This window comes from Rhizobium sp. BK418 (genome assembly GCF_004341105.1).
In the GTDB taxonomy this organism is placed as follows: domain Bacteria; phylum Pseudomonadota; class Alphaproteobacteria; order Rhizobiales; family Rhizobiaceae; genus Rhizobium.
In genome coordinates, this window is the sequence record NZ_SLZK01000003.1 from 305,792 (window position 1) to 327,108 (window position 21,317).

The window sequence follows — 21,317 nt, forward strand, 5'->3', positions numbered from 1 at the left end:
GCCGCACCACCTTTCCCGCGTTTGCTCCGGCTGTGCGTCAGAGGTTGTATTCCTCTGCCGCCGACCGGTAGGGCCCTTTCTTCGTCACGCGCGAAAGCACCTTCCCGCGCTCGTCGCGCAGGATGATCTTTTCGCCGAATTCATCAGTGGGATTTACGAAGACAGTGACATTGCGCGCGTGGCGCAAGTTGTATCCTTCTTCGATTTCTCCAAGGGCCTCAAATAATGCCTGCCGTAGCTGCGCCATCGTTAAATGGCCGCGTACGCTAATCATAATAGACACGCAAATCTCTTAAATAGTCTCTCCCAATATAAGGACATTCTACCACGCGCGCGCGTCGGCCAGCAAACTTCGCGAGAGTTTGCAGCGCGCCGTGCATGGCACGCAACAGGCCCGCACTTCGCTCTCTCCAGGGCGCGGCGCTGTCCATCTCTCCTTTCTCTTTCGCAACCTGCCATCGGTCCTTCTGCCGATTGTCTGTGCGTGGGGCTCAAAGGCCCCGATTGGCGGGGCCGCGAGAGAAAGGAACCACGATGTCCCGCACCTACACCCTGCAAGACCTTCAATCCCTGAGCCTGTCCGCGCTCCATACCCTGCGCGGCACACTGCACCGCGAGCTGGCGCTGGCAGCGCCGCATTCGCAGCCAGCGCGTGAGATATTTGCGAGCCTCGATGCCGTGAACCGCATCATCCGCCAGCGTACGACCGGCCCCCGCATGGGGTAGCCGGCGAGCGCGAGGTTTTCGCGTGGAACGACATAGTACTGGCCTGTTACAAGGTCAGTACTAAACGCCACGCTCATCAAAGGTTTCGGCCATGTCGAATACGAAAACAACCATCATGATGCCGGACACGATTGAGCGCTTTATTGCCGAAGGGTTCGACCGGCTCAATGTCGACGGCGCAACGCCCGCACAAACCGCAGAGGCGTTTCAGGAGATTATCAATCTCCTGGCCATCCTCGTGTCCGGCCATCATGGCCCGGAGATGGACGATCCAACCTACTTCCGGCAGATGGAAGAGAACGCCCATGCGTGGGGCCATGCACGGCGCGTGACACCGGAGGCGCAAGCGGTCGGCAAGGCCTTCCTCGCCTTCCTCAAGGATGCCGTTGAAAGCCCTGCTTTCGTGCTCCTGCAGGAAAATACCCGCCGTGGCTATGAGTCTGATGCCTTCGACCCCGGCGGCGGCCTGAAAGACCAGCGCCAGGACGGCGATGCCTAAGCCGTCAGCATAATGATTTTTAACTTCAACCCCTTCCCGAGGACGCGGAGATGCGCGGACGCCAGTCCAGCCATCGCGAGCTGCTGCGCCCTGCCGCCGGCCAAAAGGCCAGCAGCAGTGACAGCACGCGTCCTGCCGTCATCGCCGACAATCTTGAGCTTCTCTCCGTCACCGCCGAAGAACTGGATGCCATCGAAGCTTTCCTGATGCCGCAAATATTGCGCCTGCTGGAAACAAGCCCCAGCAAGCAAGATGACTCGAAACGGCCCCAAACAACTGCGATAGTGCCGGAGAATGAGGGGGCACTGTCATGAAGCTTCTCAATCGCACGACTCTGGATGCGAAAAACACTGACAGCCTGCGCGCTGCCCTCTATCTACGCGTTTCGACAGGCCGCCAGGCCGAGAACGACCTGTCTATCCCTGACCAGCGGCGACAGGCACAAGAATTTTGCAAGGCGCGCGGCTGGCAGGTTGTCATCGAGTTCGTCGACGCTGGCCTTAGCGGGACTGACGACCGTCGCCCCGAGCTGCAGCGCCTGCTTGACCTCGCGGCGGGCGGAGACTCCCCCTTCGATGTGGTTGTTGTCCACTCTTTCAGCCGCTTCGCTCGCGACCATTTCGCGCTCGAATACCATGTCCGCCGCCTGCGCAAGAACGGCGTAAAGCTCGTCAGCATCACCCAAGACCTTGGCGATGACCCGATGAGCGTCATGGTCCGGCAGGTCTTTGCCCTGTTCGACGAGTACCAGTCCAAGGAGAACGCGAAGCACGTTCTTAGGGCCATGCAGGAGAATGCCCGGCAGGGCTTCTGGAATGGCTCTGCCGCGCCTTATGGATACGCCATTGTGGCTGCGGAGCAGCGGGGAGCAAAAACCAAGAAGCGCCTTGCCATTGATGCCGTGGAGGCAGAAGTGGTGCGGCTCATGTTCCGCCTTGTCCACGAAGGCAACGGCACGAGCGGCCCCCTCGGCGTCAAAGCCCTTGCCTGCCATCTGAATGAACGGGGTTACCGCACCCGTCGCGGTGCGCGCTGGGGTATCGGCCCGCTACACGCGCTCCTGACAAGCCCGACCTACAAGGGCGAGTACCGCTTCAACCGCAAGGTCTGGAAGACAAAGGAAGACAAGCCCGAAGCCGACCAGATCATGGTCGCGGTCGACCCCATCATCGATCCGGTCCTGTTCGATGCCGTGCAGGCCCGCCTGAAATCCCGCAACCCGAAGCAGACGCCGCCGCGTGTCGTCACCGGACCGATCCTCCTGACCGGCCTTGCGACCTGCGCCAGCTGCGGCGGCGGCATGACCCTCCGCACGGGCAAGTCAGGGCGCTATCGTTACTACACCTGCGCCACGTGCGCTCAACAGGGCAAGTCTGCCTGCCCGGGACGATCCATCCCGATGGACAAGCTCGACCAGATCGTCACCGACCAGCTCAATACATCCCTGTTCACGCCAGAACGAGTCCGCGCCATCCTCAGCGGGCTGATGGCCCGGCAGGCCTCGCGCAGCGAAGACCACGCGCAGCGCTTGGCGGCGCTTCAGAACAAGGTCGCGGACTGTGAAAACCGCCTGTCACGGCTCTATGGAGCGATCGAGAACGGCATCGCCGACGCGTCCGACCCGACGCTGAAAGACCGGCTCGCATCGCTCAAGACTGAACGCGACCATGCGAAGGCCGCGAAGGACCGCGCCTTCTCCGAGCTTCAGCCCGAGACCAGAATCACCGAAGAGAAAATCAGCGCCTTTGCCGCCCTCATGCGCGAGAACGTCGCAAACGGCGCCATCCCGTTCCGCCGTGCCTATCTGCGCTCCGTCATCGATCAGGTCGAAGTCGACGATACGGAAATCCGCATCCACGGGCGGAGAGACGTTCTGGAGCGGCTTGTGATGGGGAATGGGGCAACTCCGGCAGGAGTGCCCAGTTTTGTTCGTAAATGGCGCACCCGACAGGATTCGAACCTGTGACCTTTGGAATCGGAATCCAACACTCTATCCAGCTGAGCTACGGGTGCATGCCTGACGATGTGACTCGTCGTCCGATGTCGTGGTTCTTAGCCTAGCTTTGGCTCTGCTTCAATCGCGAAGTTTACGGAATTTCTGCGGCTTGGCTTTTAAGGCGAGATTGGCGCGCCAAGCTGTTGCCGAAATGAAAACTCCGCCGGCCCATCGGGCGGCGGAGTTTTTCTGTCGGGCGTGTCTTTCGATCAGACCTGCATGGCGCCGGGGCCGGGGATGGCCTTGGGGGGCACCTTGCCGAGGATGATCATGCCGAGCACTTCGTCCTTGGTGACATCCTCGGTGCGGGCGTGGCCGACGACCTGGCCGTTCTTCATCACCGAGACGCGGTCGGCGAGGTCGAAGACGTCGTGGATGTCGTGGCTGATCAGGAAGATGCCGATGCCTTCCTTTTTCAGCTGCTTGATGAGCTCGCCCACCTGCGCCGTTTCCTGGGGCCCGAGGGCTGCCGTCGGCTCGTCCATGATCAGGATGCGGGCGTTGAACAGGATGGCGCGGGCAATGGCGACCGACTGGCGCTGGCCGCCGGAGAGCGCCTTCACCGGCTCCTTGAAGCGCTTGAAGTTGGGGTTCAGGCGACCCATCACCTCGCGGGCGGAGGCCTCCATCGCGACGTCGTCGAGCGTGCCCCAGCGGGTCTTCAGCTCGCGGCCGAGATAGAGGTTGGCGGCGGCGTCGACATTATCGGCGACGGCGAGCGTCTGGTAGATCGTCTCGATGCCGAACTTCTTGGCATCGCGCGGATTGCGGATGTCGGCCGGTTCGCCATTGATCAGGATTTCGCCGGCATCGCGCTTGTAGGCGCCGGAGAGGATCTTGATCAGCGTCGACTTGCCGGCGCCGTTATGGCCGAGAAGGGCCACGACTTCGCCGGGATAGAGATCGACCGAGGCATTGTCGACCGCGTGGATACCGCCGAAGGAGATCGAAATGTTCTTCAGTTCGACGAGGGGAGTGCGTTGTTCAGCCATGGTTCGGACTCCTCTTACTTCGCACGGGAGCGATAGACAGTGTCGAGCCAGACGGCAATGACGAGCACCGCGCCGACGACGACGTTCTGGATGGGCGTATCGACATTGGCGAGGCCCATGCCCGACTGCAGCGACTGCATGACGAGCGCGCCGAGCATGGCGCCGGCGATCGTGCCGGTGCCGCCTGCCAGAGACGTGCCGCCGATGACGGCTGCCGCGATCGTGTAGAGCTCGTAGGTCGTGCCCTGCGAGTTGGCGGCGGCGTTGAGGCGCGCCGTGGAGATGGCGGCGGCGACGGCTGCAAGGAAGCCCATCAGCGCGAAGATGCGTACCGTCACCCAGCGGGTCTTGATGCCGGCGAGTTCGGCAGCTTCAGGGTTGCCACCGATCGCGAAGACATAGCGGCCGAAGCGCAGACGCGTGGCGATGAAGGTCATGACGATGCCGACGAGGATGGCGATCAGCACCGGTACGGCAATGCCGTACGGGATCATCAGGCCGCCTTCCGGCGCGGTGATGTTGTTGGCCTCGGCATAGCGCTTGGCGATCGCCGGCGGCCAGTAATAGATCGTCGAGACCCAGATGGCGCCGAGCACCAGGGCGCAGCCGAGGACACCGAGGAAATATTCGGCCCAGAGCGGACGGCGCGGGAAGTTGAAACGCCGGCGCTGGTGGCGGGAACCGATGATCGAGACGACGATCAGCACGCAGGCGACCGCACCGATGATCCAGCTCCAGGTGGCGCCGATCGCGCCTTCGGCACCGCCGCCCATGATGCGGAAGGTGGTGTCGAGCGGCGCGACCGTCTGGCCGCTCGTGACATACCAGGCAAGGCCGCGCCAGGCGAGGAAGCCGCCAAGGGTGACGATGAAGGACGGCACGCCCATGAAGGCGATGATGACGCCCTGGAACAGGCCGATCGCCGTGCCGACGAGGAGGCCGCAAATCAGCGTGATCACCCAGGTGAAGGAATTGTCGAAGCCGAGATATTGCGGCAGGAACTTCGCCTGGACCACGCCCATGATCATGGCGACGAAGCCGAGGATCGAGCCGATCGACAGGTCGATGTTTCTGGTGACGATGACCAGCACCATGCCGGTCGCGAGAACCGCGATTTCGGTTGTCTGGACCGAGAGGTTCCAGAGGTTTCGGGGCGTGAGGAACAGGCCGCCGGTATAGAAGTGGAAGCCGATCCAGATGACCAGCAGCGCGGCAATCATGCCGAGAAGGCGGGTATCGATTTCCGTCGCCCGCAGGAAGCGCGTGAAGGGGCCTTCAACTGCCGAGCGCGGACCTGACGTCGTGGAGTGGGTGATGTCTGCCATGGGTTTGCCGTTTCCCCCATTTGTTTGGGCGCGGCCTGCTCCTGCGGGAGCTGCCGACGATCGCCCTGTTCTTGATGTGACCACCGGGACGCTTCCGAAAATAGCCGATGACAACGGCACTATTCTGGCAGGGAATCAAAGCATCCGCGGTGCGCGCGAGAATGGAGAAGCACCAAGAGGCGGGCTTCATCCGCATCCGGCGCCGCAGCGGAGGGCCGCTGCGGCGCCGGTATTTCCAATCAGCCGGCGAGGATTAGTCGCAAGCCTTGACGGAGCCGGGTTTGACGCCCTGGCAGGCTTCAGCCTTGGAGATCCAGCCAGCGTCGATGACGACGTTGAGGTTGTCCTTGGTAATGGCCTGCGGCTTCAGGAAGATGGACTGCATCTTCACCTTCTTCGGGCCGCCTTCGAAGGTCTGGACGCCGGCGATCTTGTCCATGGTCGTGCCGCCGGCGAGATCGAGAGCGATTTCGGCAGCGCGCTTGCCGAGCTCACGGCTGTCCTTCCAGACGGAAACCGTCTGCGTGCCCAAAGCGATGCGGTTCAGTGCAGCCTTGTCGGCGTCCTGGCCGGAAACCGGAACGGAGCCGGCCATGCCCTGGGCGTCGAGAGCGGCGACGGCGCCGCCGGCCGTGCCGTCGTTGGAAGCGACGACGGCGTCAACCTTGTTGTTGTTGGCGGTCAGGAACTGCTCCATGTTGCGCTGAGCGTTCTGCGGCAGCCAGCCGTCGGTATAGGCTTCGCCGACATTCTTGATCTTGCCGGCATCGATCGCAGGCTTGAGCACTTCCATCTGGCCGGCGAAGAGGAAGTCGGCGTTCGGGTCGGAAGACGAGCCCTTGATGAAGACGTAGTTGCCTTCCGGCTTGACCTTGAAGACGCCCTCGGCCTGCAGGCGGCCGACTTCCTTGTTGTCGAAGGTGATGTAGAAGGCGGCCGGGTTTTCGATCAGGCGGTCGTAACCGACGACCGGGATACCTTCGCTGGCGGCCTTTTCAACGGCCGGACCGATCGCGTCGGAGTCCTGGGCGAGAATGATGAGAGCGTTTGCGCCCTGCGAGATCAGCGACTCGACGTCGGTGAGCTGCTTTGCGGCCGAAGACTGGGCGTCAGCGGAAATGTACTTTGCGCCCTTGGCTTCGAGAGCCTTCTTGATGGCGGCTTCGTCCGTCTTCCAACGCTCTTCCTGGAAGTTCGACCAGGAAACACCGACCACGAGGTCGGCAGCCATGGCAGCCGTGTGCACGGAAACAAGAATAGCCGCGCCGGCCATCAGCTTAAAAATAGACTTCATATTGTCCTCCCGAGTGAAATGCGGCCGGCCCGGCAATTGCCCCTCCGGCCACCGCGAAAGCCTGTCCAGAAAGGTTCGGATTTTTTTCTCGACAGTCGAGAAATTTAGTGTCAGAGATTTTTTCAACTGTCAACACCGCACTACCGGCTTAATTCCTTTGACGAAAGGGGGCCGGAGATGCTGTGGCAAGTGAGGGGCGGAACGAACATGGAGAGGGCGGCTATACATGCTGACCAAATCGAGCACGGAGCTCGTACGGCAGAGAAACAGCGTGCTCGTGCTCGCCACTCTTCGCCGCCACGGGGCTCTTGCTCACACTGAGATATCCGATTTCACGCGGCTTTCGTCTGCGACCGTTTCTGCCATCACGGCGGATCTCGAAAAGGCGCAGATCATCGAGAAATCCGAGCAGCAGGCCGCAAGCGGGCGCGGGCGGCCGCGCGTGCTTCTGCGCCAGCGGCGCGACTGCGGCTATCTCATCGTCGTCATCATCTCCTCCGATGCCGTGCAATATTCGCTGGTCGATTATGCCGGCAAACTGATCGACCGTTTCAGCGAGGAGCGGTCGCATGATCCGGCGGGAGCCGCCCGCTTCGTGAACGGCGTGCGGGCGGGGCTTGAACGTATCCTGTCGCGCTCGCGCATCGAACGGGAAAAAGTGCTGCTCATCTCGATCAGCAGCAAGGGGCTGGTGAATTCGGCCGAGCCGGTGCTCATCTGGTCGCCGATCTTCGGCAACGACCGGATCGATTTCGAATCGGCGCTTAAGCCCGAATGGCAGGCGAAGGTCATCCTCGACAATGAGACGCTATTGGTTGCCGCCGCGCTCGGCGCGCGGGAGGAAAATGTCAAAGGCGCCGATTTTCGCTCGCTGGCGGCGCTGTCGCTCGGACACAGCATCGGACTTGGCATCATCCGGCGGACGAGCCATGGCGGGCGCGAAGTCTCCGCGCCCAATTTCGGGCATATGCTGCATATGGCCAATGGCGGGCTCTGCCGCTGCGGCACGCGCGGCTGCATCGAGGCTTACGCCGGCTTCTACGCGATCCTCCGCACTGCCTTCGAAGTGCCGCTCGATACGATCCCGGCGAAATTCGTGCCGCTGGCGGAGCTCGACAAGATCGCAGCCAGGGCGCGGCAGGGCCACCGCATCTCCGGCTTCGCCTTCCGGCAGGCGGGGCTGGCGCTCGGCAACGGGCTGTCGCGCATGCTGAGCCTGACCGAGCGCATGCCGATCGCCATTACCGGGCCGGGAACGCGGTTCTACGACCTGATGCGGCAGGGGATCGAGGAGGGGCTCGGCCAGTCGCATGTCGTGCGCATGGAGGGCATGCCGGAGATCAGGGTCGTTGCGGACGAGCAGAACCTCGTCTTCGAGGGGCATCTGAACCGGGCGCTGGCGGTGATCGATGAGGATATTGTCGTGGCGGGTGTGCAGGGGACGGAGTGAGGGCGTGTGTTCCCCAAAAAATGAAGACCCCGCCCCAAACCCCTCCCCACAAGGGGGAGGGGCTTAAATTGCCGCACCCGCTTTCCAAACTTTCGATGTTTCGGAAGAAGCGAGGCGGTGCGGCCGGGTTAGTCCCTCCCCCTGTGGGGAGGGGTTGGGCAGGGGTCTTTTTAAGGTTCGCCCTCACACGCATCAAAACGAGAAATGGCCGGGCGGGTGCCCGGCCATCTCATGGTGGCGACCGTCGGGAGAGGGCGGTCAGCCGATCTTGACGAGCTTGCCTTCCTTGACGGACTGGACGGCGGCATCGGCGAGCGCCAGCGCTGCAAGGCCGTCGGCGCCGGAAGGGGAAATCTTCGAACCCTTCTCGATCGCCGAGATGAAGCTTGCGATCTCGTTGGCATAGGCTTCGGTGTAGCGGGTCATGAAGAAGTCGTGCAGCGGCGGGCGGGTATAGCCTTCGGCGTTGGCGACTTCGATCGAGACGGGGCGCTGGTTTTCCGCCGAGACGACGCCCTTGGAACCGTGCGCCTCGATACGCTGGTCATAGCCATAGGTGGCGCGGCGCGAGTTGGAAATGATCGCCTGCTTGCCGGAAGCGGTCTGCAGGATGACGGAGACGCTGTCGTAATCGCCGGCTTCGCCGATCGCCTTGTCGACGAGCACGGCAGCGGTCGCGACGACCGAGACCGGCTCTTCGCCGAGCAGGAAGCGGGCCATGTCGAAATCGTGGATCGTCATGTCGCGGAAGATGCCGCCGGAACGCTTGATATAATCGACCGGCGGGGCACCCGGATCGCGCGAGGTAATCGTCACCATCTCGACATCGCCGATCTTGCCCTCGTCGATGACCTTGCGCACGGCCATGAAATGCGGGTCGAAGCGGCGGTTGAAGCCGACCATCAGCTTGGCGTCGGTCTCTTCCACGACCTTGATGCAGGCTTTTACGCGCGCAACGTCGAGGTCGATGGGCTTTTCGCAAAAGATCGCCTTGCCGGCGCGGGCGAAGCGCTCGATGAGATCCGCATGGGTATCGGTCGGCGTGCAGATGACGACCGCATCGATATCCTTGGCGGCTTCAATTGCTTCAATGGTGCGCACGTCGCAGCCATAGGCGGAGGCGATCGCTTCGGCCGCCTGTGGGAAGGCGTCGGCGACGGCCACGAGCTTCGCATTGGCATCGCCGCTGACGGCTTTCGCATGCACCTTGCCGATGCGGCCGGCGCCGAGAAGACCAAATCTCACTGTCATAACTGCCTCCCTAGATTCGGAACAAATAAACCGAATTGATACAAGTTTAGAATTTTCATTCCATTTTCCGGTCGCCGCGTCAAGCCCGCGGCCCTTTCACATTTGTGAAATCCATCCTAAAGACAAGTGACTTCAATGCGACGACGAGTGAGAGATGCAGCTTATCGACCCCAACCATCCGGCCTATCGACACCTCTGGGTTCGCATCCTCATTGTCGCAGTCTGTTTTGGCTGGGCAGGTCTCGAATTTATCGGCGGCGATCCCTTCTGGGGCGTGCTTGCGGGTGCCGTCGGCGCCTATGCCTTCTATATGCTGATCTGGACCTTCGATCCGAAGCCGCCGGAGGCGGCGCCTGCCGTCGTCGTCGATGAGGACGAGGAGGACGAGGAGGACGCTGACGAGCCTGCTACCAAGGAAGAGAAGAAGGCCGAATAATGAAAGCCTGGGTAGGAGCCACGCTTCAATTCCTTATCTGACGCAGGTCGTTATCGCCGCGCGCTCTTTCGCGACCTGCTTTAGCGCGGCAGCCGGCGCATCGCTTCGTCGATCAGGAGATTGGCAATCATCATGCGTCTGTTGGCATTGTCGCGGAAGGGCAGGGCGACGCCGTCGGGATGATTGGTCTTGGCGAAGGCGCGGCGCTTCTCATTCAATGTCTGCTGCGTATCGGCGGCGGAGATCATAAGTTCAGCGGCAACCTCTTCCGGCGCGGTGCGGGCCAGGTGTTCGGGCATGACCGGCTCGGGCTCAGGCGCGGGCGGTTCGGGCGCCTCGATCACAGGCTCGGGGCCGAGATTGTCGAAATAGGCTTCGCCAACGCGCTGCGAGGCAGCCGAGACGCCTTCCATCACATCGAAGGCAAGGCCCGTCGAAAAGCCGGACACGCGGTGGGCAACCGGCTCTTCCGTTTCGCCGGCCGCGTCTTCTTCCGTTTTCAGCCGTTCGAGAACGGATTGGAATATCGATTGTCCGAACAGCATGCGCCTTCCCTTGCGAACGGGCGCATTAGACGAGGCCAAGTTGGCGCCGGGCTGGATTTTATCCCTTCGCCTGCCGAGTGCTCTCTTCCAGGATGAGACTGTAGAGCAGCCGGGCGCTCGGCGGCAGCGCCCGTTCGCGCACGGTGATCAGGCTGTAGGGCTTCACATTGATCTCAAAGTCGATCGGCAGAATGCGCACATCCGATGCATTCGAACTCTGCGACGCGAGGAACTGGGCGACATCGATGGCGACGGGGGCGATCGCATCCGTCGCGCAGATGATGGCGCAGGTCAAAAGCAGCGAGGAGGTGTTGACGACGTTTTCCGGAAGCTGGACGGCGCGCGACAGGAAGATGTCCTCGATCGTGCGGCGGAGCAGCGTGCCGGGCGGCTGGAACACCCAATCGTAATCCCTGATCTCCTCGAGGCTGCTCGGCTTCTTCTTCTTTAACAGAGGATGGCCGCTGCGCACGATCAGGCAGGCCCTCTCGATGCCGATCTCGCGCACCTCGAAAAGGCGCGGGTTCAGGTCATCGGGAATGCGGCTGATGATGAAATCGTGGCGGGCGGCCAGAAGCTCGCGGGCAAGCACATTGCTGGTCTCGACTTGGATGCTGACGTCGATGCCTGGGAAGGTCTTGCGCACCATGTTGATGGCGGGAACGACGAGGCTCATGGCGGGCGCGGTGACCGCACCGATGAAGACCGAGCCGCCCTTGCCGCTCTTCAGTTCGCCGATCTCGCGGCTCGCCTCGCGAAGTTCCAGAAGGATCTTGCGCGCACGCCTGGCGAGTGCCTCGCCGAAGGTCGTGAGCATCACCCCGCGCGCCACCCGCTCATAGAGCGGAGTCTTCACGATCGATTCCATATCGGACAGCATCCGGGACGCCGCCGGCTGCGAGATATTCAGCACCTCGGCGGCGGCGGAAATCTGCCCGCTATCTTCGATTGCGACAATCATACGCAGGTGATTCAGCTTAAGCCCCGCGCGCAGAAGGCCATCATCGCCAAAATTGTCGCTGTTTATGTCGACATGTTCCAACGAAAACGGCTCCGAGATAATCGTCATGGTTGCAGCCTCCCCGCTGCGCTCCATCAAAAGTAATACTTTTTAACGATATACCAAAATTGTTATGCACATTACCAGTTATTCTATTTGACAGTTATAGGAATCCATACCAGTTTGCCGCCGTGTGCTGGTTGGCACTCAACACGTGTGAGATCGTGGAGGAGACCTACTTCGTTTCTCACCATCTGAAGTAACTATCCAATACGGAACCTGCCACAGTTTCGGGGCGGGCGATTTTTCGTCCGTCAATCTTTAACAAGGGAGAGAGAAATGAAATCCATTATCTCATTGATGGCTGCGGCTGCCTTCGGCGTCGCTTCGTTCGTTGCGCCGGCTATGGCAGCGGACAAGGGCACCGTCGGTATCGCAATGCCGACGAAGGCTTCGGCCCGTTGGATCGACGACGGCAACAACATCGTCAAGCAGCTCCAGGCTGCCGGTTACGGCACCGACCTGCAGTATGGCGACGACGACATTCCGAACCAGCTTTCGCAGATCGAAAACATGGTCACGAAGGGCGTCAAGGTTCTCGTCATCGCCTCGATCGACGGCACCACGCTTTCCGACGTTCTGCAGAAGGCCCATGACGCCGGCATCAAGGTCATCGCTTACGACCGCCTGATCCGCGACTCGGCCAACGTCGACTACTACGCCACCTTCGACAACTTCCAGGTCGGCGTTCTGCAGGCAAACTCCATCGTCGACGGTCTCGGCCTCAAGGATGGCAAGGGCCCGTTCAACATCGAACTCTTCGGCGGTTCGCCTGACGACAACAACGCCTTCTTCTTCTACGACGGCGCGATGTCTGTCCTGCAGCCCTACATCGACTCCGGCAAGCTCGTCGTGAAGTCCGGCCAGACCGGCATGGACAAGGTCGGCACGCTGCGTTGGGATCCGGCAACGGCCCAGGCCCGCATGGACAACCTGCTCTCGGCCAACTACACCGACGCCAAGGTCGATGCCGTTCTGTCTCCCTATGATGGCCTCTCGATCGGCATCATCTCGTCGCTGAAGGGCGTCGGTTACGGCACTGCGGCTCAGCCGCTGCCGATCGTCACCGGCCAGGACGCTGAAATCCCGTCGGTCAAGTCGATCATCGCTGGCGAACAGCACTCGACGATCTTCAAGGACACCCGCGAACTCGCCAAGGTCACCGTTGCCATGGTCGATGCCGTCATGTCCGGCAAGGAGCCCGAAGTCAACGACACGAAGACCTACGACAACGGCGTCAAGGTCGTTCCGTCCTATCTGCTGAAGCCGGTTGCCGTCGACAAGAGCAACTACAAGCAGATCCTCGTCGACAGCGGTTACTACACCGAAGACAAGCTGAAGTAAGTTGAACAGGAGGCCGGAGCCCGCGCTTGCGGGTTCCGGCCTTCGATTTTATGATCGCCCAGCCGGTTTTTGGCTGCAGGCGCTGGAACTTTGACTATGGACAACACCATCCTAGAAATGCGGAGCATCACCAAGACGTTCCCGGGCGTAAAAGCTCTGGAGAACGTGAACCTCAAGGTTCGCAAGGGTGAGATTCACGCATTGGTAGGCGAAAACGGGGCCGGCAAGTCGACCCTGATGAAAGTGCTATCGGGCGTCTACCCGACCGGAACTTATGAAGGCGATATCGTCTATGAAGGCGAGACCCGCCACTTCAAGGTTCTGAAGGATTCCGAAGAAATCGGTATCGTCATCATCCACCAGGAGCTGGCGCTCGTGCCCCTGTTGTCGATCGGGGAAAATATCTTCCTCGGCAACGAAAACGCCAAGAACGGCGTCATCAGCTGGGACGAAACGTTCAACCGCACGAAGCAACTGCTCAAGAAGGTTGGCCTGCAGGAATCTCCGAACACGCTCGTCACCGACATCGGCGTCGGCAAGCAGCAGCTCGTCGAGATCGCCAAGGCGCTGTCGAAGAGCGTCAAGCTGCTCATCCTCGACGAGCCGACGGCCTCGCTCAACGAAAGCGATTCCGACGCTCTGCTGACCCTGTTGATGGAGTTCCGCAAGCAGGGCATCACCTCGATCATCATTTCCCACAAGCTGAACGAGATCCGCAAGGTCGCCGACCAGATCACGGTCCTGCGCGACGGCATGACCGTCAAGACGCTCGACTGTCACAAGGACGAGATCAGCGAAGACATCATCATCAAGAACATGGTGGGCCGCGACCTCGAAGACCGCTATCCGCCGCGTTCGGTGCCGATCGGCGAGACGATCTTCGAAGTCAAGAACTGGAATGGTTTCCACCAGCAGCACCGCGACCGCCAGGTCCTGCACGATATCAACCTGAATGTCCGAAAGGGCGAGGTTGTCGGCATCGCCGGGCTGATGGGCGCCGGCCGCACCGAGTTCGCCATGAGCGTCTTCGGCAAGACCTATGGCCACAAGATCAGCGGCGAGGTCTTCGTCGGCGGCAAGAAGGTCGATACATCGACCGTTCGCAAGGCGATCGACGCCGGTCTCGCCTATGTGACCGAAGACCGCAAACATCTCGGCCTCGTGCTGGGCGAGTCGATCGTCCACAATACGACACTCGCCAATCTGCAGGCGGTATCGAATGCCTCTGTCATCGACAGCGTCAAGGAATCACGGGTCGCGGCCGACTATCGGTCCAAGCTGCGTATCCGTTCCTCCAGCATCTTTCAGGAAACGGTCAATCTTTCCGGCGGCAACCAGCAGAAGGTAGTGCTGTCGAAGTGGTTGTTCTCCGACCCCGATGTCCTGATCCTGGACGAACCGACGCGCGGCATCGATGTTGGCGCAAAATACGAAATCTATACTATCATCAACCAGCTTGCCGCCGATGGAAAGGGCGTTCTGATGATCTCATCGGAAATGCCCGAACTGCTTGGCACTTGTGACCGCATCTACGTGATGAACGAAGGACGCATCGTCGCTGAACTGCCGAAGGGAGAAGCAAGCCAGGAAACCATCATGCGCGCTATCATGCGCTCAGGGGAGAAGAAACAATGACGCCGATCAATCAACCCATCGCCGAGCAAGGGCGTGTCGTCTCCATCGGGGACTACCTTCGCGGCAACATCCGCGAATATGGCATGTTCATCGCGCTCATCGCGATCATGGTGTTCTTCCAGTTCTCGACCGGTGGTGTTCTCTTCAAACCGCTCAACCTGACGAACATCATTCTGCAGAACTCGTTCATCGTCATCATGGCGCTGGGCATGCTGCTGGTCATCGTCGCCGGCCATATCGACCTTTCGGTCGGATCCGTCGTCGGCTTCATCGGCGCCATCGCCGGCGTGATGACGGTGCAGTGGCACACCAATTACGTTCTTGCAGGTATCGTCTGCCTTGCTCTCGGCGCGCTCGTCGGCGGCGTCCAGGGGTATTTCGTCGCCTATCACAAGATCCCGTCCTTCATCGTTACGCTTGCCGGCATGCTGGTCTTCCGCGGCCTGACGCTGTTCGTGATGACGGCTTCGGGAACCGGCACCAGCATCGGTCCTTTCCCTCCCGCTTTCCAGCTGATCAGTATCGGTTTCCTGCCCAACCTTTTCGATATGGGCGGCATCAACTCGACCTCGATCATTCTGACCGTTATCGGCGCCGTAGCTCTCTTCTACCTGGCGTGGCGCAAGCGCCTGTCGAACGAGAAGCATGGCAACGACGTCGAGCCGCTCGGCTTTTTCCTCGCCCAGAATGCGCTCGTCACCTTCGCCATTCTGGCGCTCGGCTATCAGCTGTCGATCTATCGCGGCTTCCCGAACGTGCTCGTCGTCATGCTGGCCCTGATCGCAGCTTACGCTTTCATCACGCGCCGCACGACGATTGGTCGCCGTATCTACGCCATGGGCGGCAACGAGAAGGCGACGAAGCTTTCCGGTATCAATACCGAAAGACTGACGTTCCTGACCTTTGCAAATATGGGTCTGCTTGCCGGCCTGGCTGGCCTCATCGTCGCGCTGCGCCTGAACTCGGCAACGGCCAAAGGCGGCTTCGGTCTTGAACTTGACGTTATCGCAGCGTGCTTCATCGGCGGCGCGTCCGCCCAGGGCGGCGTCGGCAAGGTGACCGGCGCTGTCATCGGTGCTCTGATCATGGGCATCATGAACAACGGCATGTCGATCCACGGTCTTGGCACTGACTCCCAGCAGATGGTCAAGGGTGCGGTGCTGCTCGCTGCCGTGTTCTTCGACGTCTACAACAAAAACAAGGGCTGAGCGCAGGCTCGACCCACGCATCGCAGTCATATGAAAATTGAATTCCGGCTCCGGATGGAGCCGGAGCGGCGAAGCTTTGCGATCGCCAAACGAGAAGGATGAAGACCGTGCTTATTTCGCAGATCAAGGGCGCAAGCGGAGAGATCATCGTCGCCGTGCGCGAACCGGGTGCCGCCGCCAAGGCCGTCAAGGGCGCCGAGAGCGTCTACGCCCTGGCGATGGAAGCCGCAAACAGCGGCAAATCCCTCGCCTCCGTCATCGAGGCTCACGGATACGGCGATACCGTCGATCTGGAAAAGGCCTATGCGGAAGGCCGCTTCCTGGCGCCGATCACGCATCCCGATGCCGCGCATCTGCATCTGACCGGCACGGGCCTGACGCATCTGGGATCGGCTGCGACGCGCGATTCCATGCACAAGAAGACGACCGAGGCGGCAGAGGAAACTCTGACCGACTCGATGAAGATGTTCAGGATGGGCCTCGAAGGCGGCAAGCCCGCCGCCGGCCAGAAGGGCGTTCAGCCCGAGTGGTTCTACAAGGGCAACGGCTATGGAGCCGCTGCTCCGGGTGCCCCGCTCGTTTCGCCTTCTTTCGCGCTCGACGGCGGCGAAGAGCCTGAGATGGCCGGCATCTACGTCATCGCCAAGGACGGCACGCCGTTTCGTATCGGCTTTGCCCTTTCGAACGAGTTTTCCGATCACGTCACCGAGCGGATCAACTATCTCTACCTCGCCCATTCGAAGCTGCGCCCGGCAAGCTTCGGCCCGGAAATCCGCATCGGCGTTGCCCCTGAGGATATCCGCGGTGCGTCGCGCATCAAGCGCGGCGACAAGGTGATTTTCGAAAAGCCGTTCCTGTCGGGCGAAGCGAACATGTCGCACACTTTTGCCAATCTGGAATATCACCATTTCAAATATGGCATCTTCCGCGTACCCGGCGATGTGCATGTACATATGTTCGGTACTGCGACGCTTTCCTTTGCCGATGGCATCAAGACGGAAGAGGGCGATGTCTTCGAAATCGAGGTGGCCGAATTCGGTCTGCCGCTGCGCAACCCGCTGAAGATTGCCGCCGAAGAAGAAATCGCCGTCAAGCAGCTCTGATATTCGAGGTCCGGCCGTGTCTTGCGCGCGGCCGGCTCGCCTTTTGTAAGCGGTAGAGGAGGCTCGTTAAGCCCATGACCATTTATCAAAACCTGATCGCCGGCGAATGGGTCGGTTCGGACGCAACGAAGAATATCAATCCATCGGACACGAATGAAGTCGTCGGTCTCTATGCCACGGGCAGTGCCGAAGACACCAAGGCGGCGATCGCGGCTGCCAAGGCGGCCTTTCCCGCCTGGTCCCGTTCCGGCATCTGGGAACGCCACGTCATCCTGAAGAAGGCTGGCGACGAGATCATGGCGCGCAAGGACGAACTCGGCGCTCTGCTCGCCCGCGAGGAAGGAAAGACGCTGCCCGAGGCGATCGGTGAAACGATCCGCGCATCGCAGATCTTCGAATTTTTCGCCGGTGAAGCGCTGCGCCTGGCAGGCGAGGTCGTTCCCTCGGTGCGTCCTGGCATCGGTATCGAGATCACCCGTGAGCCGCTCGGCGTCATCGGCATCATCACGCCCTGGAACTTCCCGATCGCCATTCCCGCCTGGAAGATCGCTCCGGCGCTCTGCTACGGCAACACTGTCGTCTTCAAGCCGGCCGATCTGGTTCCCGGCTGTTCCTGGGCGATCACCGACATCCTGCACCGCGCAGGCCTGCCGAAGGGCGTGCTGAACCTCGTCATGGGCAAGGGCTCGGTCGTCGGTCAGGCCATGCTCGATAGCCCTGACATTGCCGGCATCACCTTCACTGGTTCGACCGGCACGGGAAAACGCGTCGCCACCTCTTCTATCGAGCATAACCGCAAGTTCCAGCTGGAAATGGGCGGCAAGAACCCGATGGTCGTGCTCGACGATGCCGATCTGACCGTCGCCGTCGAAGCTGCCGCCAATTCCGGCTTCTTCTCCACCGGCCAGCGCTGCACGGCTTCGTCGCGGCTGATCGTTACCGAGGGCATCCACGACAAGTTTGTTGCCGCGTTGACCGAGAAGCTGAAGACCATCGTCGTCGACAACGCCATGAAGCCCGGTACCCATATCGGCCCTGTCGTCGATGAGCGGCAGCTGAAGACCGATACCGATTATATCGAAATCGGCAAGAAGGAAGGCGCCAAGCTTGCCTTCGGCGGCGAACTGCTCTCGCGCGAAACGCCCGGCTTCTATCTGCAGCCGACGCTCTTTATCGAGGCGACCAATCAGATGCGCATTTCGCGCGAAGAGATCTTCGGGCCCGTTGTCTCCGTCATCCGCGTCAAGGATTACGAAGAGGCGCTGGCGACCGCCAACGACACGCCGTTCGGCCTGTCTGCCGGCATTGCCACGACGAGCCTGAAGCATGCGACGCATTTCAAGCGCAACTCCGAGGCCGGCATGGTGATGGTGAACCTGCCGACCGCCGGCGTCGACTTCCACGTTCCCTTCGGCGGCCGCAAGGGCTCGTCCTACGGCCCGCGCGAGCAGGGCAAGTACGCCGCCGAATTCTACACAACCGTCAAGACGGCCTACACCCTGGCTTGAGACGAAGTGCGATAACCCTGATCGTACGAGGCGGTCAGGGGGTATCCTGAAGGACAGAGATTATGAAGAAGAAAGCAGAATGGCCGCGTAAGCTGAGGTCGCAGGAATGGTACGGCGGCACGAGCCGCGATGTGATCTATCACCGCGGCTGGCTGAAGAACCAGGGATATCCGCACGACCTGTTCGACGGCCGTCCGGTCATCGGTATCCTCAACACCTGGTCGGACATGACGCCGTGCAACGGTCATCTGCGCGAGCTCGCCGAAAAGGTGAAGGCAGGCGTTTGGGAAGCCGGCGGCTTCCCGCTCGAGGTGCCGGTCTTTTCGGCTTCCGAAAACACCTTCCGCCCGACGGCGATGATGTACCGCAACCTTGCGGCTCTGGCGGTCGAAGAAGCGATCCGCGGTCAGCCGATGGATGGCTGCGTGCTGCTCGTTGGCTGCGACAAGACCACGCCGTCGCTGCTGATGGGTGCCGCCTCCACCGATCTTCCGTCGATCGTCGTCACCGGCGGTCCGATGCTGAACGGCTATTTCCGCGGCGAGCGCGTCGGCTCCGGCACGCATCTGTGGAAGTTCTCCGAGATGGTGAAGGCCGGCGAGATGACGCAGGCCGAATTCCTCGAGGCCGAAGCTTCGATGAGCCGTTCGTCGGGTACCTGCAACACGATGGGTACGGCCTCCACCATGGCTTCCATGGCGGAAGCGCTCGGCATGGCGCTGTCCGGCAATGCCGCGATTCCAGGCGTGGATTCCCGCCGCAAGGTCATGGCGCAGCTCACCGGCCGCCGCATCGTGCAGATGGTCAAGGACGACTTGAAGCCTTCCGACATCATGACGAAGCAGGCCTTCGAAAACGCCATCCGCACCAATGCGGCGATCGGCGGATCGACCAATGCCGTCATCCACCTGCTGGCCATCGCCGGCCGCGTCGGCATCGACCTTTCGCTCGACGATTGGGACCGTTGCGGCCGCGACGTGCCGACCATCGTCAACCTGATGCCGTCGGGCAAGTACCTGATGGAAGAGTTCTTTTATGCTGGCGGCCTGCCGGTCGTGCTGAAGCGCCTCGGCGAAGCCGGCCTGCTGCACAAGGACGCGCTGACGGTGTCGGGCGAAACCGTCTGGGACGAAGTCAAGGACGTCGTCAACTGGAACGAAGACGTCATCCTGCCGGCTGAAAAGGCGCTGACCTCTTCGGGCGGCATCGTCGTCCTGCGCGGCAATCTTGCGCCGAAGGGCGCGGTGCTGAAGCCGTCTGCCGCTTCGCCGCACCTGATGGTGCATAAGGGTAGGGCGGTCGTCTTCGAGGATATCGACGACTACAAGGCCAAGATCAACGACGACAGTCTCGATATCGACGAGAACTGCGTCATGGTCATGAAGAACTGCGGTCCGAAGGGCTATCCGGGCATGGCCGAAGTCGGCAACATGGGTCTGCCGCCGAAGGTGCTCAAGAAGGGCATCACCGACATGGTGCGCATTTCCGACGCGCGCATGTCCGGTACGGCCTATGGCACCGTCGTGCTGCACACCTCGCCGGAAGCGGCCGTCGGCGGCCCGCTCGCTGTTGTCCGCAACGGCGACATGATCGAGCTCGACGTGCCGAACCGTCGCCTGCATCTCGATATTTCCGAAGAGGAACTGGCGCTGCGCCTGGCCGAATGGCAGCCGAACCATGATCTGCCGACCTCGGGCTACGCCTTCCTGCATCAGCAGCATGTCGAAGGGGCCGATACCGGCGCCGACCTCGACTTTCTCAAGGGATGCCGCGGCAGCGCTGTCGGCAAGGACAGCCACTGATCCAGCCTATTCCGGACTGAACATTGAAAGGCGGGGCGAGAGCTCCGCCTTTCAATTATATGCCGTGCAGTCAGTATTTGTCGCGAGACTGAGATCTTGGCGGGTTTTGCGACAAACCGCATCGATCAGTGTGCGGGAGGACGGCCAACGGTAAGGGACTTACCGCATCTGAGCGTTCTTATTTCCCCTTTTTCTCCAGGAAATCATGCAGGATCTGTCTTTGCCCCTTGTGCATCTTAAACTCCGCTTCCTTGGCGCAAAACCAACCTGCACGGTCGACTTCGGGAAAGACCTCCGTCTTCCCCGAGCGCGGCGGCCATTCCAATTTAAAGGTTGAACTGAGTTCGACTCTGGGCTCGAAGCCACTTTCGGCTTCCGTGAGCCAGACGATAACGAGCTTTCCGCCAGGCTGCTTGTATTCGCCAAGACGCTCGAAGGGGCCGGAGACATTGACTCCAAGTTCTTCGAAAGTCTCCCGGCGGGCAGCGGCAAGTTCATCTTCGCCCTCTTCGACAAGACCCTTTGGTATCGACCACGCGGCCTCATCCTTTCCCTTCCAGAACGGTCCGCCGGGATGGACAAGCAGCACTTCCACCGCCGTATCTACAGAACGGTAAATAAGGAGCCCTGCGCTTCGGACAGCCATCGGGGATTCCTGACGTTAACCAGGAGAGGTTCTAAACAGCCGACGGCGAAACGCGATCGGAAGGTGCCGCTACAAGTTCTGCCATCATTTCCTTGGCCCGGACGATCGCCGCTTCGTCTTGCATGCCAGGCTCCGCCGACATTCGAACAGTGATCAAGTCGTTTCCTTCGCCCCGGAATTCCACCGTAATCGTTCCAGCCGTCGTTCCTGCAACGTTCGTATTTTCCAGCCGCATCGCGACCTCCGTTGAATAAGCGTAGCGTTTCTCCGCGAAAATGGATGATGGCGGACCTGCCTGACAGTGGCCGAGGCGAACGCGACAGTCTTCATTCTATTCGCCGACGGCCCTGATGGAAATGGTCCGGCGACCAGACGCGATGCACTCCGGTTCTTCCGGAAGACGAGAGTGCAAGCCAGGGGATTTCCGTCCAAGCGGCTAGCCTATCGTATAGGCGGCCCCACCTTCGAGTATGATACTCGTCGTGACTTCAATGCAG

21 protein-coding genes and 1 tRNA gene are annotated in these 21,317 nt (G+C 61.0%); 12 read left to right on the forward strand and 10 right to left on the reverse strand.

What is annotated here, in order from left to right:
* Nucleotides 1-37: 37 nt before the first annotated feature.
* Nucleotides 38-274, reverse strand: a complete 237-nt coding sequence (locus EV281_RS12980; protein ID WP_132653509.1) for a hypothetical protein — start codon at nt 272-274, stop codon at nt 38-40.
* Between the two features lie 260 nt (nt 275-534).
* Between EV281_RS12980 and EV281_RS12985 the strand changes: the two genes are divergently transcribed.
* The 4 genes from EV281_RS12985 to EV281_RS13000 all read left to right on the forward strand — a co-directional run bounded on the left by EV281_RS12985 (nt 535) and on the right by EV281_RS13000 (nt 3,191).
* Nucleotides 535-726, forward strand: a complete 192-nt coding sequence (locus tag EV281_RS12985) for a hypothetical protein (RefSeq protein ID WP_132653510.1) — start codon at nt 535-537, stop codon at nt 724-726.
* A 91-nt stretch (nt 727-817) separates the two neighbouring features.
* Nucleotides 818-1,225: a hypothetical protein gene (locus tag EV281_RS12990; RefSeq protein WP_132653511.1), complete on the forward strand. Its 408-nt coding sequence runs from the start codon at nt 818-820 to the stop codon at nt 1,223-1,225.
* 50 nt (nt 1,226-1,275) lie between these two features.
* Nucleotides 1,276-1,539, forward strand: a complete 264-nt coding sequence (locus EV281_RS12995) for a hypothetical protein (RefSeq protein WP_132653512.1) — start codon at nt 1,276-1,278, stop codon at nt 1,537-1,539.
* Nucleotides 1,536-3,191, forward strand: coding sequence for a recombinase family protein (locus tag EV281_RS13000; RefSeq protein WP_132653513.1), 1,656 nt, complete (start codon nt 1,536-1,538; stop codon nt 3,189-3,191). Before EV281_RS12995 ends, EV281_RS13000 begins: the two co-directional genes overlap by 4 nt.
* On the opposite strand, the gene EV281_RS13005 is transcribed toward EV281_RS13000, so the two are convergent.
* The 4 genes from EV281_RS13005 to xylF form a co-directional block, all read right to left on the reverse strand.
* Nucleotides 3,162-3,238 (reverse strand) — tRNA-Arg (locus tag EV281_RS13005). The two genes, EV281_RS13000 and EV281_RS13005, sit on opposite strands and share 30 nt — an antisense overlap.
* Before the next feature lie 192 nt (nt 3,239-3,430).
* Nucleotides 3,431-4,213, reverse strand: a complete 783-nt coding sequence (locus EV281_RS13010; RefSeq protein ID WP_132653514.1) for an ATP-binding cassette domain-containing protein — start codon at nt 4,211-4,213, stop codon at nt 3,431-3,433.
* Between the two features lie 14 nt (nt 4,214-4,227).
* Nucleotides 4,228-5,538, reverse strand: coding sequence for a sugar ABC transporter permease (locus EV281_RS13015; protein WP_132653515.1), 1,311 nt, complete (start codon nt 5,536-5,538; stop codon nt 4,228-4,230).
* 253 nt (nt 5,539-5,791) lie between these two features.
* Complete coding sequence (gene xylF / locus EV281_RS13020) at nt 5,792-6,832, reverse strand: D-xylose ABC transporter substrate-binding protein (RefSeq protein WP_132653516.1); 1,041 nt, start codon at nt 6,830-6,832, stop codon at nt 5,792-5,794.
* Nucleotides 6,833-7,058: 226 nt separating this feature from the next.
* On the opposite strand from xylF, the gene EV281_RS13025 reads away from it, so the two are divergent.
* Complete coding sequence (locus EV281_RS13025; RefSeq protein ID WP_132653517.1) at nt 7,059-8,282, forward strand: ROK family transcriptional regulator; 1,224 nt, start codon at nt 7,059-7,061, stop codon at nt 8,280-8,282.
* A 258-nt stretch (nt 8,283-8,540) separates the two neighbouring features.
* On the opposite strand, the gene iolG is transcribed toward EV281_RS13025, so the two are convergent.
* Nucleotides 8,541-9,533 carry an inositol 2-dehydrogenase gene (gene iolG, locus EV281_RS13030; protein ID WP_132653518.1) on the reverse strand — a complete coding sequence of 331 codons (993 nt, stop codon included), beginning with the start codon at nt 9,531-9,533 and terminating at the stop codon, nt 8,541-8,543.
* A gap of 154 nt (nt 9,534-9,687) precedes the next feature.
* On the opposite strand from iolG, the gene EV281_RS13035 reads away from it, so the two are divergent.
* Complete coding sequence (locus tag EV281_RS13035) at nt 9,688-9,969, forward strand: hypothetical protein (RefSeq protein ID WP_132653519.1); 282 nt, start codon at nt 9,688-9,690, stop codon at nt 9,967-9,969.
* 80 nt (nt 9,970-10,049) lie between these two features.
* Here EV281_RS13035 and EV281_RS13040 read toward each other — a convergent pair whose 3' ends face one another.
* Nucleotides 10,050-10,514, reverse strand: a complete 465-nt coding sequence (locus tag EV281_RS13040) for a hypothetical protein (RefSeq protein ID WP_132653520.1) — start codon at nt 10,512-10,514, stop codon at nt 10,050-10,052.
* Nucleotides 10,515-10,572: 58 nt separating this feature from the next.
* The gene (locus EV281_RS13045; protein ID WP_132653521.1) at nt 10,573-11,583 is read right to left on the reverse strand and encodes a LysR family transcriptional regulator; all 1,011 of its coding nucleotides are present in this window, start codon (nt 11,581-11,583) and stop codon (nt 10,573-10,575) included.
* A 270-nt stretch (nt 11,584-11,853) separates the two neighbouring features.
* Between EV281_RS13045 and chvE the strand changes: the two genes are divergently transcribed.
* The 6 genes from chvE (at nt 11,854) to araD (ending at nt 20,174) form a co-directional block, all read left to right on the forward strand.
* A complete protein-coding gene (gene chvE, locus EV281_RS13050; RefSeq protein ID WP_132653522.1) occupies nt 11,854-12,918 on the forward strand; it encodes a multiple monosaccharide ABC transporter substrate-binding protein in 1,065 nt (354 codons plus the stop codon).
* A 96-nt stretch (nt 12,919-13,014) separates the two neighbouring features.
* Nucleotides 13,015-14,553, forward strand: coding sequence for a multiple monosaccharide ABC transporter ATP-binding protein (mmsA, locus tag EV281_RS13055; RefSeq protein WP_132653523.1), 1,539 nt, complete (start codon nt 13,015-13,017; stop codon nt 14,551-14,553).
* Complete coding sequence (gene mmsB / locus EV281_RS13060; protein ID WP_132653524.1) at nt 14,550-15,761, forward strand: multiple monosaccharide ABC transporter permease; 1,212 nt, start codon at nt 14,550-14,552, stop codon at nt 15,759-15,761. The genes mmsA and mmsB overlap by 4 nt, the downstream gene beginning before the upstream one ends.
* 107 nt (nt 15,762-15,868) lie before the next feature.
* A complete protein-coding gene (gene araD1 / locus EV281_RS13065) occupies nt 15,869-16,864 on the forward strand; it encodes an AraD1 family protein (protein WP_165911910.1) in 996 nt (331 codons plus the stop codon).
* A gap of 74 nt (nt 16,865-16,938) precedes the next feature.
* Nucleotides 16,939-18,372 carry an aldehyde dehydrogenase family protein gene (locus EV281_RS13070; RefSeq protein WP_132653526.1) on the forward strand — a complete coding sequence of 478 codons (1,434 nt, stop codon included), beginning with the start codon at nt 16,939-16,941 and terminating at the stop codon, nt 18,370-18,372.
* A gap of 62 nt (nt 18,373-18,434) precedes the next feature.
* Nucleotides 18,435-20,174, forward strand: coding sequence for an L-arabinonate dehydratase (gene araD / locus EV281_RS13075; protein ID WP_132653527.1), 1,740 nt, complete (start codon nt 18,435-18,437; stop codon nt 20,172-20,174).
* A gap of 178 nt (nt 20,175-20,352) precedes the next feature.
* Here araD and EV281_RS13080 read toward each other — a convergent pair whose 3' ends face one another.
* Both EV281_RS13080 and EV281_RS13085 read right to left on the reverse strand, forming a co-directional pair.
* The gene (locus EV281_RS13080) at nt 20,353-20,820 is read right to left on the reverse strand and encodes an NUDIX domain-containing protein (RefSeq protein ID WP_132653528.1); all 468 of its coding nucleotides are present in this window, start codon (nt 20,818-20,820) and stop codon (nt 20,353-20,355) included.
* Nucleotides 20,821-20,851: 31 nt separating this feature from the next.
* Nucleotides 20,852-21,055, reverse strand: coding sequence for a hypothetical protein (locus tag EV281_RS13085; protein ID WP_132653529.1), 204 nt, complete (start codon nt 21,053-21,055; stop codon nt 20,852-20,854).
* Between the last annotated feature and the right edge of the window lie 262 nt (nt 21,056-21,317).

Excerpts from the sequence above, each read along its gene's own strand:
- EV281_RS12980 (WP_132653509.1), bottom strand. The coding sequence starts at position 274 with ATGATTAGCGTACGCGGCCATTTAACGATGGCGCAGCTACGGCAGGCA.
- EV281_RS12985 (WP_132653510.1), top strand. The coding sequence starts at position 535 with ATGTCCCGCACCTACACCCTGCAAGACCTTCAATCCCTGAGCCTGTCC.
- EV281_RS12990 (WP_132653511.1), top strand. The coding sequence starts at position 818 with ATGTCGAATACGAAAACAACCATCATGATGCCGGACACGATTGAGCGC.
- EV281_RS12995 (WP_132653512.1), top strand. The coding sequence starts at position 1,276 with ATGCGCGGACGCCAGTCCAGCCATCGCGAGCTGCTGCGCCCTGCCGCC.
- EV281_RS13000 (WP_132653513.1), top strand. The coding sequence starts at position 1,536 with ATGAAGCTTCTCAATCGCACGACTCTGGATGCGAAAAACACTGACAGC.
- EV281_RS13010 (WP_132653514.1), bottom strand. The coding sequence starts at position 4,213 with ATGGCTGAACAACGCACTCCCCTCGTCGAACTGAAGAACATTTCGATC.
- EV281_RS13015 (WP_132653515.1), bottom strand. The coding sequence starts at position 5,538 with ATGGCAGACATCACCCACTCCACGACGTCAGGTCCGCGCTCGGCAGTT.
- xylF (WP_132653516.1), bottom strand. The coding sequence starts at position 6,832 with ATGAAGTCTATTTTTAAGCTGATGGCCGGCGCGGCTATTCTTGTTTCC.
- EV281_RS13025 (WP_132653517.1), top strand. The coding sequence starts at position 7,059 with ATGCTGACCAAATCGAGCACGGAGCTCGTACGGCAGAGAAACAGCGTG.
- iolG (WP_132653518.1), bottom strand. The coding sequence starts at position 9,533 with ATGACAGTGAGATTTGGTCTTCTCGGCGCCGGCCGCATCGGCAAGGTG.
- EV281_RS13035 (WP_132653519.1), top strand. The coding sequence starts at position 9,688 with ATGCAGCTTATCGACCCCAACCATCCGGCCTATCGACACCTCTGGGTT.
- EV281_RS13040 (WP_132653520.1), bottom strand. The coding sequence starts at position 10,514 with ATGCTGTTCGGACAATCGATATTCCAATCCGTTCTCGAACGGCTGAAA.
- EV281_RS13045 (WP_132653521.1), bottom strand. The coding sequence starts at position 11,583 with ATGACGATTATCTCGGAGCCGTTTTCGTTGGAACATGTCGACATAAAC.
- chvE (WP_132653522.1), top strand. The coding sequence starts at position 11,854 with ATGAAATCCATTATCTCATTGATGGCTGCGGCTGCCTTCGGCGTCGCT.
- mmsA (WP_132653523.1), top strand. The coding sequence starts at position 13,015 with ATGGACAACACCATCCTAGAAATGCGGAGCATCACCAAGACGTTCCCG.
- mmsB (WP_132653524.1), top strand. The coding sequence starts at position 14,550 with ATGACGCCGATCAATCAACCCATCGCCGAGCAAGGGCGTGTCGTCTCC.
- EV281_RS13070 (WP_132653526.1), top strand. The coding sequence starts at position 16,939 with ATGACCATTTATCAAAACCTGATCGCCGGCGAATGGGTCGGTTCGGAC.
- araD (WP_132653527.1), top strand. The coding sequence starts at position 18,435 with ATGAAGAAGAAAGCAGAATGGCCGCGTAAGCTGAGGTCGCAGGAATGG.
- EV281_RS13080 (WP_132653528.1), bottom strand. The coding sequence starts at position 20,820 with ATGGCTGTCCGAAGCGCAGGGCTCCTTATTTACCGTTCTGTAGATACG.
- EV281_RS13085 (WP_132653529.1), bottom strand. The coding sequence starts at position 21,055 with ATGCGGCTGGAAAATACGAACGTTGCAGGAACGACGGCTGGAACGATT.